The sequence below is a fragment of the Arenibacter catalasegens genome (genome assembly GCF_002909235.1).
GTDB classification, from domain to species: Bacteria; Bacteroidota; Bacteroidia; order Flavobacteriales; family Flavobacteriaceae; genus Arenibacter; species Arenibacter catalasegens.
The window spans coordinates 15,057-27,855 of record NZ_PHQQ01000014.1 but is presented as its reverse complement, the minus strand read 5'-3'; the positions used below and the strand labels follow the sequence as shown (position 1 = coordinate 27,855).

Genomic DNA, 12,799 nt, shown 5'->3' with positions numbered 1-12,799 from the left:
AAATCAGTTTAAGTATTGCACATTTCCGACATTAGTATTTTATAATTTGTTAATATTTTATAACTTATATACCAAATCAGGGCATTTAATCCTAAATTACTATAAATATTTAATTTATTATCATTACTCCAAATCCGACAATATACTAATTATGTCTAAAATACTTCAATCCTTAAAATTAGCCTTATTAAACGTGGGGTATGCAAAACTGGGCCCTCTGTGGGACTATGATGACGTGATTAGTCCGTTTATTCGACTTTACTACATTACCACGGGTAGTGCCATGGTATATCACAGTAATGAGGCCATCCAATTAAAGCCCGGTCACATTTACCTCATACCCAGTTATACTTTTGGCAGGTATAAATGCGATGACTATCACGAGCAATTTTACATTTGTTGTTTGGAAGAAATTAAAAATGGCTATTCCATTTTTAATTATAGTAATTTTAATTACGAATTGGAGGCAAGGCCAATGGACCTTTACTACTTTAAACGCTTATTGGAATTAAATCCACAAAGGCAACTGGAAAACTACAATCCAAAAGTATACGACAAGCGACCTACATTAATGGATTTTAAAAAAAAGAACGAAGCGTTAAGTCTTTCCGAATATCTGGAAACCCATGCCATTTTGGAGATTCTTCTCTCCAGGTTCATTAAGGACACTAACTCTGAATCCCCAAAAAGTAATGTCAAAAAGGAATTTGGAATGGTTTTAAATCACATTCATGAGAATCTGCACAAAAATTTAACGGTAAAACAACTGGCCGACTTTTGCCACTTAAATACGGACTATTTTTCTAGGGTTTTTAATGAAAATTTTGGCATGCGGCCTAATAAATATATCCAATCAAAACGTATTGAAAGAGCGCAACTACTTTTACATTCCACCAATAAATCCATAAAACAAATTGCTGAAAAAGTGGGATTGGAAAACTTGTCCTATTTTACCAGAATCTTTAAAAATCATACCGGGAAGACCCCTGGGATTTTCAGGGAAGAAAAATTGCAAAAATAGGCCACAGGTCCATAATGGCATTTTATATGATGAGAATTCACAATTCTATTAAAAAAAGACTAGCCTTTTGTGAAAATTAAATTAAAATCAATGGTAACATTGTCCCCCACAATAATCTGTCCGAACATGGCCGTTGGCGGCACCATGTCATAATCTTGTAGTTTAATCTCCTTTTTGCCCTTAAATACATAATTGCCGCCTACTCCTTGAAATTCCGATGCAATGTCCACCTCTTTTTCAATACCGGCAATATTTAGAACACCAACAATTTGGAAAGAATTTTGTGAACCGGAGTCCTTCTTTATTTCTTGAAATTTAAAAGATACCTCAGGATGCTCTTCCATCTTAAGGGCTGCATGCATTTTCTTGTCCATGGCCGCACCACGTTCACTTTTTATTTGGACCACCTCTACTTGAAACAGCATCTTTTGTAAGGCCCCGGCATTCATCTCCAGAGATCCTTTCATAGCATTGGCCATCACTGTCCAATCATGGATAGTAGAAGAACCATTGATCTTAAGGATACTTTCTTTGGACAAGGTGTATGATTCTTGGGCATAGCCAGCAAAAACCAGGAATAATAATGCGATTAAGGACAGTTTATTTTTCATGTGATATTTTATTGTTTGCCTTATATATTGAAATTGCTTAAATCTACCTACTCATCCAAAACAGTCTGCCAAAACTGTTTTTGCTCCTCTTTTGAAGGTTGTACTTTTGGACTTACCAATCTAAATCCAATAAAGTTGGAATCGGTATTCCACCAAAAACTTTTTGGTATCTGCGGATCTCTTTTTTGCAATTTTAAGCTAGATGCGACTCTTGCGGAAGACCTAAGTGTCTTTGCATCATCGTCCCATGATCCACCTTTGATCACTCGTGGATGAATTACGGTTGGTTTAACCCAAGGATTTTTTGATTCGGTAATGGCTAAAGCATTTTCCTTATACTCATCCAAGGTCCATTCGGCAACATTACCATGCATATCGTATAGCCCCCATGGATTGGGCATTTTACTTCCCACCTTGGCATACTGATTATTGGCGTTTTTATAATAAACAGCATATTCGTCTAATTTTGTCAGATCATCACCAAAAGAATAGGCGGTATTGGTTCCTGCCTTAGCTGCATATTCCCATTCCGCTTCTGTCGGCAATCTATAAAACCTGCCCGTTACGGTACTTAACCACTTGCAGAAGACTAAAGCCGAATAGGCAGACATACTTATGGCAGGATATCCTACCTTTCCCATACCATAGGAAGGATCCTCATAAGGAGGACTGGGCCTAGTAATAGCGTCTATATTACTTAACTTATCCGCTTCCAAAGTCTGGAACAATTCTTTATTTTGTTTAAAAAATAATTCAAAAACCTCCCAGCCAAGTTCATACTTCCCCATATAAAAGGCATCCAGCTCAACATTCTTTACAGGACCTTCATCAGCCTTTCTATTAGCTTGATTATCTGGACTTCCCATCATAAATTTTCCTTCAGGTATCAGCACCATTTCAAATGAAATATCCGTGACCGGGATATTTTCTGTAAATACTTCTGGTGTATGTGTTTTATTATCAGGCCCAGCTACCACTGTCTTTCCCGATTTACAGGATCCTAATGAGATTATCAGAAAGGGAATTAAAAGAAAATTGAAAAGAGGCCATTTAAAAAATCCCGAGGTAATTCTATGCATTTGTAAAATCAGTTTAGGTTGAATGCATAAAAATATTACTAATTTTTAAAAGAGCCATCGCAAACTCATATTTATAAGTTTAAAACTTAAAATTTCTATGGTCTCAGCCTCTAAATCACCCTGTAATTTTTGTATTATTGAATAACGAAAACTACACTTCCATGAAAACTAAAATCTTATCGCTTATTTGGGTCGGATTAATTTTAAGTAATATTTCCTTTGGCCAACTTAAAAAAGTTGCTTCTGTAGAAGGAATAACCGAATATAAAATGGATAACGGATTAAAGGTCCTACTATTCCCAGACAATTCCTCTCAGACCATAACCGTTAACATTACCTATCTAGTAGGGTCCAGACACGAAGGTTACGGAGAGAAAGGAATGGCCCATTTATTGGAGCACATGGTTTTTAAAGGCACCCCAAACCATCCGGACATCCCAAAAGAGTTAAGCTCCCATGGAGCCAGACCCAACGGTACAACTTGGTTCGACAGAACCAACTACTTTGAAACTTTTAATGCTACGGATGAAAACTTGGATTGGGCTTTGGATCTGGAAGCGGACCGTATGGTGAATTCGCATATCGCCAAAAAAGATTTGGATTCGGAGTTCAGTGTAGTTCGCAATGAATTTGAAAGTGGGGAAAACGACCCTTCAAGGGTTCTTATGCAGAAAGTAATCAATGCAGCTTATCTTTGGCATAACTACGGCAATAGTACCATTGGAAATAGGTCCGATATTGAACGTGTTCCCATTGAAAATCTTAAGGCTTTTTATAAAAAATTCTACCGCCCGGACAATGCCATTCTAATGATCACTGGCAAATTCGACGAAAGTAAAACGTTGGCCCTGATTGAAAAAAAGTTTGGTGAAATTCAAAAACCCACCACCCCAATAAGGGATTCGTATACAGAAGAGCCTCCACAGGATGGGGAAAAGACGGTACATCTCAATCGTGTTGGCGACCTGCAGATCGCTGCCGCCATGTACCACACCCCAGCTGGTTCCCATGAGGATTATGCCGCCATATCCATAATAGAAAACGTCTTAGCAGATGAACCTTCAGGTAGACTCTACAAGGCACTGATCGAAACAAATAAAGCTTCTTCATTATGGTCTTTTTCGCCCTTCACCAAAGAGCCAGGCTTTTTATATATAAATGTAGATGTGCCATCGGATAAGAATGCGGACGAAGCTGAAAAAATACTTAAAGAAACTTTGGAAGCTATAAGAACTTCGCCCATCACTCAGGAGGAATTAGATCGTGCCAAGGCCAATCTTTTAAAACAAATAGATCAAATCCTTAGAAATTCTTCCTATCTAGGAACCTTTATGAGCGAATTTATTGGTGCAGGCGACTGGCGCTTAGCATTTATACAACGTGATAGAATTGAAAACACCACTCTGGAAAAGGCAAATAAGGTTGCCAAAAAATACCTGATCAACACCAATAGAACCCTCGGTAGATTTAAGCCCACAAAGGAGCCTGAGCGAGTAGAGATTGAACATACACAAAATCTTGATGCCCTGGTAGCAGAATACAAGGGGAAAGAAGACATGGGTACAGGTGAAGCCTTCGATGTTTCCTATGATGCTATTCAATCTAGATTGGATAAAGGTGAGCTTTCCAACGGAATTGCGTATGGAATCATTAAAAAAGGAAATCGAGGCAAAACCGTCCGGATTAGTTTTAGTACTAGAAATGGTAACGCAGAATCCCTGTCCAACAAAGGTGTTGTTCCGTCATTTACAGCAAGCATGCTGAACAGGGGTACCCTTTCCAAAAAAAGACAACAGATAGAGGACGAATTGAGCAGGTTAAAATCATCGATATCCTTTAGAGCCAGTAATGGCAATGTTTACGCCAATGTAGTTTCCACCGAAGAAAACCTCATGTCAACATTGGCCTTAATGGCCGAAATGCTAAAGACCCCATCTTTTGAGGCAGCGGAATTGGAAAAATTAAAAACCGAATCCTTGGCTTATTTGGAAAGTAATAAGACAGAACCGCAATTTTTGGCTTCCAAAAGATTATCGGAAATAAACAACACCTTTCCAAAAGGACACCCTTTATACTCCATGACCCTAGAAGAGGAAGAAGCTGCCATAAAAGCAACCAATACTGAAGATATAAAGAAGTTTCATAAAGATTTTTACGGTCTAGGCAAGTCCATACTGGTAAGCATAGGAGATTTACAACCCATGCAGCTAAAAACCTATATGGAAAAAGAATTTGGCAATTACAAAAGCAAAAAGGCCTACGAGCGACTTAAAGATCCATTTCAAGATTCTCCTCAAGTCAACGAGGACCTACTAACCCCGGATAAAAAAAATGCCATGACGCTTGGGAACCTGAACATTAAAGTTAGTCAGGACGATGAGGATTACGCAGCATTAAATATGGCGACTACCATTTTGGGAGGTGGTTTTCTAAATTCGAGGATTGCCGAAAGGTTACGCCAAAAGGATGGTGTTAGTTATGGAGCAGGTGCCGGATTCCAAGCCGACTCCAATGCCGATGACCAAAATTCATCCATATACTTATACGCCATTTACGCACCAGAAAACTATAGTAAGGTACAACAGGGGTTTTTGGAGGAATTAGATCGCTTTATTAAAGATGGTATTACGGAGGAAGAACTAAAGAATGCCGTTAACGGCTGGGTCCAAGAGGAAAATGTCTCCCGAGCCAAAGATGCCGAACTGGCTGGTCTGGTAAACAACAACATTTATTATGGCCGCACCATGGACTTCCAGAAAACCTTGGAAGAAAAAGTGAAAAATCTAACTGTAAGCGATGTAAACAAGGCCATACTAAAATATATTAAACCTTATGAAAATTGGACAGTCATTAATGCCGGGGATTTTAAGAAATAATTTTCGCTAAATATCCCACCAAACGAAAAACAGCCTAAAAGTGATTATTTTAGGCTGTTTTTTTTGATTTATAACTAAGTCTTATTGGCCAATATCCATTGCTTCAAAACCACTAAGCTCTCCATCATTAAAAACAGGAGTCACGGATATGGGATTGCAGCAAACTTCACAATCTTCCACATAAGTCTGCCTAGTTATGGACGGATCCAATAACATAGATATTTCTTCCCAACAAAAGGGACATTGAAAAAAGTGTTCGTACATGTTCCGTAAGTTTAATTCTTAAACTATATGACTATGACCAGATAGGCTTCTTCTCCTTGGACAAATAAAGCTGTACTCTTAAAATTCTATGGATAACAACTGACCAGTTAATTGTAACAGTTGTAATTCAGCCAGCTTGGCATCATATTTTGCCAAATTCTTATTGGTCTGTGCATTTAGCAGGTTAATTTGGGCCTGCCTAAATTCTATGGATGTTATTCTTCCCAATTGAAATTGTTCCTTGGAACGTTCAAAATTATTCTGATTGGTTACTACATTCTGCCCCTGAATTTTAAATATCTGCAACCTATTTTCATAGATTCCCAAAGCATTTAAAATATCCCTATCAACTTCAAGTGTTACTTGTTCTTTGAATAATTCTTGATTCTCATAAGCTATTTTGGCGTTTTTCACCCGCACAGTGGTTCCGCCACCGTCAAATAAATTCCAAGTAAGGTTGGCCCCCAATGCTAAATTTAAACTATTCCTATTGCTGCCTGGGATAATTTGGCCAGGAAGAAAGGAAGTTGCTGCACTTTGGTTTAAATTCCAACCATAGGAACCAGTTAACCCTAAAGTTGGCAGGTACCCCGATCGGTTTACTTTAACATCGTACTCGTTAATGGCCAAATTCCGTTCAGTCTGAAGTATGGCCACATTGTTTTCTTTGGATTGGGAAATATAATCCTCCAATTGTAATTTTGGGATAAAACTTACTAAGGTATCCACCACAAAGGTTTCATTTAGGTTTTGATTGATCACCACATTTAAATCCCGTTTGGTATTGGCCAAGCTCTGCTGAACATTCATTAAACTGATGCTGTCGTTGGTTACATCTACCTGCGCATTAAGGATGTCCAATTTAGTGTTTTGACCGTATTCAAAAGAATATTCAGCTCTTTTAATTCTGTCTTTGGAGATATCCAACGCTTGCCTCAATACATTTTCGTTTTCTGTTAGCCTTGCTATTTCGTAGTACACGCTAAATAATTGGAGAACGGTATTTTCTATGGTTTCCCTTGCTTGCAGCTCCGTTAATTGATACTGTTCCTTTAGCCGCTTAAAATTGTAAAGTCTACCCATACCATCGAAGAGGGTATAGTTTAAACTTAGTCCGGCGTTATACGCCTGTGATTCGGCATTTTTAATTTCCAAATCCTGTCTTGGGTCACCATTAGTTTCAAATTGACCAGGGTATTCTGTATTACTATTAAGATCGTTATAGGTGGCCCCGGCCGTTCCAGTAAGTCTTGGCAAATAACCAGAGTTCAAGATTCCCGAGTTATTATCGGCAATGGTTACCTGATTCTTGGCTACCTTAATGCCAAAATTGTTTTCCAAGGCCAGTGACACGGCGGTATCCTTGGACAATAATTTCTCTTGTGCACTTAACCCCCCACAAATACTGATTAGTAAGGCTGCAATTAAATATCTATATCCCATTATTTATTGTCTTCCAATTCGTTAGAAATTACAATTTCATCTTCTAACGATGTTTTAATTTTAGGAGTTTGACCCTTCTGCTCATGTTTTTCAAAATTTTGCATATGACTTTCTTCCATTTGTTCCTTTATGGCCCTTTCCACCTCTTCTTTTGTCACTTTTTCACCAGTGACCAACCACTTGGAACCTACCTTAATTTTATTACTAAATGCCAGAAACAGTGGCAGCATTAATAAGGTCAACACTGTTGCATAACCAATTCCATAGGCAATTGATATGGCCATAGGTTTAAGAAATTGGGCCTGGCGACTTTTTTCCATTAATAGTGGTGCCAAACCTGCAATAGTAGTTATGGATGTTAAAAATATGGCCCTAAATCTTGATTTACCTGCTTCATAAATGGCGTCATCAAATTTCATTCCCTCTCTAAGGTTCCCATTAAATTTCCCAATCAGCACCAAACCGTCATTCACCATTATACCAATAAGGGCTATTATCCCCAACATGGATAAAACGTTAATAGGAAAATCATGGATCCAATGGCCCCACGCTACGGCAGTAATACTGAAAGGCACTAAAACAATCAACATTAGGGGCTGACTAAAACTCCTGAAGGTAAAGGCAATGGTGATGTAGATCAACATCAAAACCGTAAGACCAACAAATTTTAGTGACCCAAGTAGTTTATCGGTTTCCCTGTTCTGCCCTTCGTACGACGCAGTAACAGTAGGATATCTTGAATGGATATCTGGCATTATTACCGTCCTTATATCATTCATAATATCTGTGGCGCTTGTAGTCTTGTCATCCTTTATATCAGCGGAAACCTGAATTTCCCGTTGACCTTCCAAGTGATTAATAGCAACATCACCCCGCTCTATAACATAACTGGCAATTTCCTTTAAGGGCACTTTACTACCATTAGGAGTGGTAATCCTCATATCATCCAAATCATTGATAGAGGATCGGTTAGTGCGATCATACCTAACCCACACCCTTATTTCGTCTTGTCCACGCTGAAACCGCTGAGCTTGAGCTCCAAAAAAACCAGCTCGCACCTGATTCATTACGCTTCTCAAGTCCAACCCCATTAAATAGGCATTTTCCTTCAGTTCTAAACGAATTTCTTTAATTCCCGCAGGATCATTATCGGCAACATCCTTTAACAGGGCATTATTCTCTAAAATGGTCTTTAGCTCCTTTTTTGCCGCTTTTAATTCTCCTATATTATTTCCCAGAAGGGAGACAGAAACGGGGCTACCCCCAAAATTGCCTCCTGAGCCGTAAATAAGGCTTTCCACGCCAATTACCGGACCTACCAATTCTTGTAGCCTATTAGTAATCAGATCTGATCGAATTTCATCTGGCCGTTCTTCCCCTGGCAATAGATTGATATCTAGGGATGCTGTAGAGGAGCCTGGTCCAACTTTACGAATCATGTTTTCGAACAGCTCCTTGCCCGTACCTTTTAAATACTTCTCTGTAAGTTCTTGGTTTACAATCTTTGCCTTTGCCTCTATCAAACTGATAATGGAGTCGGTTACCCTTTCATTGGTACCATTGGGCATTAGTAAATCTACGGACACCCTATCACTGGCCACCCTTGGGAAGAAAGCTGTTCGGATGATTCCGCCACCAATGGACCCAAAACTCAAAAATAGTAACATTACGAATATGGAAAACATTAGCAATTTATAACGAAGTGAGAATCGCAACAAGGGGCCATATAACTTATCGCGCATCCATACCATAAAGCTATCTCCCCACTCATTTATTACCCTTAATTTGGCAAATAACTTTGCTATTCCTTTTTTCGGCTTATTGTCCATGGGTTGCAGTGCCTTCGAATGGGCCAAATGCGCCGGTAATATAATAAGGGCCTCTACCAAGGAAACCACCAATGTGAGAATTACAATTACCGAGACCTCCCCAAAAAATTCACCGATCCTACTATCCAAGAACAGGAAAATAGAAAAAGCAAGAATTGTGGTAATGATGGCTGATATTATCGGAGGCAACACCTCCATAACACCATCAACAGCTGCCTGAATTGGGGGTTTGCCTTTTTCGTAATTCTGGTAAATATTTTCGGCAATTACAATACCGTCATCCACTAGGATCCCGATAACGATAATCATTCCAAAAAGTGACAAAACATTGATGGTCACATCAAAGAATCCTGCAAATACGAACATTCCCAAAAATGCCACGGGCAATCCGAATGCCACCCAAAATGCCAAGCGGGTATTAAGAAATAGGGAAAGGAAAACAAGTACCAAAATCATTCCCATTATAGCATTTTCCGTCAACAATTGGGTCCTTTGGTTCAAGGTGACCGATTGATCACTTACCACACTTAATTTTACATTGTTATGTTTCTGATTATATTCTTCAATATAGGCCTTGACCTTCTCCGAGGAGGTTAAAAGATCCTCCGTATTAGTACTGGTAATAGAAATATTTACTGCAAGATTCCCATTAAAATAAGTAGTATTGGGAGTTTCTGAAAACCGGTCCCTAATTTCGGCAATATCTTTTAAACGTACCGTTTTACCTGATGAGGTTGCCCTTACTACCAAATTGGATAACTCGCTACCGTAATACGACCTATTATTGGCCCTAATAAGGAATTCTTCCGCATCGGTCTTAATATTACCCCCAGTCACCAAAATATTTGCATTGGAGACGGCCTGTGCCACCTCGTCAAAGGAAACATTGTAGGCCAAAAGGCTATTTTCGTTCACGGCTATCTCAATCTCCTCTGCCGGGTATCCCGTTATAGCGATTTGGGAGATACCTTCCATGGCCCTTATATCGTTCTCTACCTGTCTACCTATCTGCTTTAAGGCCGACAAGCTTATGCTTTCACCACTAATGGCAAAACTAATGGTCTGTCTTACCGTCTCCAGTTTAGAGACCACCAAAGGCTCCATACCCGTAGGAAATGAAGGAACTCTGTCCACGGCATTTTTTACTTCCAAGAGCATAAAGTCTATATCCCTACCCTTCTCGATCTCCACATTTATAATACCACTGTTCTCCCTAGAAGTGGAAGTAACCCGGTCTACCCCTTCCAAACCTTTTAAATTGTCTTCTATCTTAAGTACAATTCCCTCTTCCACCTCTTGAGGAGAGGCACCCGGATAGGTCACATTTATAGTGATGTTTTTAGAGTCCGTTAATGGAAAATATGAAGACTTTAGTGATAGCGCCCCAACGATACCAAAAATAAGGAAAGCCACAATTATTACATTTACGGCTACATGATACTTAATAAAATAGGCTATAATATTCCTCATTAGTCTTGATTGTTGGTTTCTTGGTCTTTAAATACTTTTACCAACATTCCAGAATAGGCCCCCATTACCGGTTTGGATAAAATTGTTAGTCCATCCGGTACATCTTTGAGCACTACCTTACTATTCGAAAAATAGACAGGACTTACCGGTATTAAATCCAATACGGAATCCCTAACAACAAAAATTTGGTCGTTTTCCAATAGCAGACTTCTGTTAACTTCAATGGCATCAACCTCTTCCCTTGCGGTGAGATTGGCCTCTAGGTACATCCCTTCCCTGAGATCCGGATCCTTGACTTCGATAAAGGCCGTTATGGTTTGGGATGCTAAATCTACCCGCCCATTGATCCTAGCAACTTTCCCTATGTAGGTTTTGGACTTGTCTATACTTTTTAACTCCACCACTTCACCTACCTTAAGCAAATCGCTATAGGTTTTGCTTATGGCTACTTCCAGTTCATAATCGTTAGTATTGATAAATTCACCCAATTTTTGGCCAGATCTAACCAAGGAACCTTCTGTGACCAAGGCCTCCGTTAGAACTCCATTAAAAGGTGCCGCAATAGTATATTTGGCCAAACGTTGTTCTAAATTCTTAGTCGTGTAGTAATTGGTCAAAATACCTCTGCCGGAAATAAAATATTTCTCTTTTTCTGTGGACATTTCTGGAAGAGCAGGTACACTTTTATTTATGTCAAAATTAGCCAGATATGTTTGCCATTTATTGAATACCTCCGGATAGTCCAATCGAAGGTCTGGCATTATGGAAGTTATTAAATTATATAAATTACTTTTTGAAGATTGGACATTGGCATAATATTCAGCAGCATCAATTTGAATCAATAATTCTCCAACCCTATATTCCTGTCCCGGCTTAAACAATTTTTTACCTGATTTGAACACCCCCTGGACCTCTGCGTAGAGTTCCACCCTTCTTTTAGCCACTAGATTTCCGTTTGCCGGAACAACAATTGGCACATTACCATTTTTAACAATTTCAACAATAACCGTTTTTATTACTTTTTCCGGTCGTGGCTTCGGGGTATTCTTACTGTTGATAATATATTTCGCACCAAAAATGGAGCCTACTATAAGGAGGACCCCAACAATAGATAAAACAATTTTTCTTGAATTCATAAAAGGGCTGTAAGTTGGTTTGATTGCAAAACTATCTATAAGTTTAAGTGACTTTTGTTAAATGTATCTTAAAGTTCAAAAATACTAATAACACAAAAAAGGGATACACATTGTATCCCCACTAACCAAACCAACTAAATTTTAAATCAATTTTATTCCTCCATTTCATCTTCAAACTTCGTATCTGCCATTCTAGTTTTAATAACATCAAAATCTTTATACTTGTTCTCCTCTTCTACCTTCTTATCGTAATCAAATACAAGGAACTGACCCGAATTCATACTGTCCATATTTTCGAATGAGAAAATATTATTATTTTGAATTTGAAGGACCTTAAGGCTGGACAATTGACCAAACTCCTTTGGAATTTCGCCACCAAGCTCGTTGTTGGCCAAGACCAACTCCTTCAATTTATCCAATTTTCCCAATTCTCCAGGAATAGAACCGTACAATTTATTTTCAAAAAGCCCCAAAGTCTCCAGTTTTGAAAGTCCTCCCAAAGAATTTGGTATGCGGCCAGTTAGATTATTACTGGACAAGTTCAGCTCTTTTAGAGTCTGGATATTCCCAAGACTTTCGGGTATTCTTCCTGACAAGAAATTATTAAAAGCCGACAGTTTTTCCAAGGATTTCATATTTCCGATTTCAGATGGTATTTCACCTTCCAACCTATTCATTTCCAATTTTAAAACCTCCAACTTACTGAGCTCGGCAATACTTTTTGGAATCTCCCCGCTAATAGTATTGAACGCAAGGTTTAAATGTACTAGGTGCTTTAATTCACCTAAACTCTTAGGGAGACTACCCACAAGGTTATTCCTAAAAAGGTTGATTTCCACTACATGGCCGTTTTGCACAGTTACTCCATACCATGTATTTACCGGGGCATTAACATCCCAGGTAGTATTCCAATTTTGTCCTTGCGTACCGTTGTACAGTTCCAATAGCACTTTTGTCTCGTTTTTTGGTACTATGGCATTAACCGCAGCTGTACATAACAGGCAAAATATAACCAGTACCAAAGACCCTGTATTTCTTAATTTTAGTTGTAACATATTATCTATATTTTT

The 12,799-nt window shown here is 38.7% G+C and carries 9 protein-coding genes; 2 read left to right on the top strand and 7 right to left on the bottom strand.

Translation table 11 applies throughout. The annotated features are described in order from the left end of the window. Positions 1 to 151: 151 nt before the first annotated feature. Positions 152 to 1,021: an AraC family transcriptional regulator gene (locus CWD90_RS12275; protein ID WP_103476365.1), complete on the top strand. Its 870-nt coding sequence runs from the start codon at positions 152 to 154 to the stop codon at positions 1,019 to 1,021. A 59-nt stretch (positions 1,022 to 1,080) separates the two neighbouring features. Here the strand turns inward: CWD90_RS12275 and CWD90_RS12270 are convergent, their stop codons facing one another. Together CWD90_RS12270 and CWD90_RS12265 are read right to left on the bottom strand one after the other, a co-directional pair. Next, positions 1,081 to 1,632, bottom strand: coding sequence for a YceI family protein (locus CWD90_RS12270; RefSeq protein ID WP_103476364.1), 552 nt, complete (start codon positions 1,630 to 1,632; stop codon positions 1,081 to 1,083). Between the two features lie 47 nt (positions 1,633 to 1,679). Beyond that, a complete protein-coding gene (locus tag CWD90_RS12265; RefSeq protein ID WP_103476363.1) occupies positions 1,680 to 2,711 on the bottom strand; it encodes a formylglycine-generating enzyme family protein in 1,032 nt (343 codons plus the stop codon). 161 nt (positions 2,712 to 2,872) lie between these two features. On the opposite strand from CWD90_RS12265, the gene CWD90_RS12260 reads away from it, so the two are divergent. After that, entirely contained in the window at positions 2,873 to 5,587 is a 2,715-nt protein-coding gene (locus CWD90_RS12260) for a M16 family metallopeptidase (RefSeq protein WP_103476362.1), read from the top strand. Positions 5,588 to 5,668: 81 nt separating this feature from the next. Here the strand turns inward: CWD90_RS12260 and CWD90_RS12255 are convergent, their stop codons facing one another. The 5 genes from CWD90_RS12255 to CWD90_RS12235 form a co-directional block, all read right to left on the bottom strand. Further along, entirely contained in the window at positions 5,669 to 5,851 is a 183-nt protein-coding gene (locus CWD90_RS12255; RefSeq protein ID WP_103476361.1) for a CPXCG motif-containing cysteine-rich protein, read from the bottom strand. Between the two features lie 78 nt (positions 5,852 to 5,929). Next, positions 5,930 to 7,294 carry a TolC family protein gene (locus CWD90_RS12250; RefSeq protein WP_103476360.1) on the bottom strand — a complete coding sequence of 455 codons (1,365 nt, stop codon included), beginning with the start codon at positions 7,292 to 7,294 and terminating at the stop codon, positions 5,930 to 5,932. Continuing rightward, positions 7,294 to 10,593 (bottom strand): efflux RND transporter permease subunit, encoded by a 3,300-nt coding sequence (locus CWD90_RS12245; RefSeq protein WP_103476359.1) that lies wholly within the window; start codon positions 10,591 to 10,593, stop codon positions 7,294 to 7,296. Before CWD90_RS12245 ends, CWD90_RS12250 begins: the two co-directional genes overlap by 1 nt. Beyond that, on the bottom strand, positions 10,593 to 11,729 hold the full coding sequence (locus tag CWD90_RS12240) for an efflux RND transporter periplasmic adaptor subunit (RefSeq protein WP_103476358.1): 1,137 nt from the start codon (positions 11,727 to 11,729) through the stop codon (positions 10,593 to 10,595). Before CWD90_RS12240 ends, CWD90_RS12245 begins: the two co-directional genes overlap by 1 nt. A 152-nt stretch (positions 11,730 to 11,881) precedes the next feature. Next, positions 11,882 to 12,784 carry a leucine-rich repeat domain-containing protein gene (locus tag CWD90_RS12235; protein ID WP_103476434.1) on the bottom strand — a complete coding sequence of 301 codons (903 nt, stop codon included), beginning with the start codon at positions 12,782 to 12,784 and terminating at the stop codon, positions 11,882 to 11,884. Positions 12,785 to 12,799: the final 15 nt, after the last annotated feature.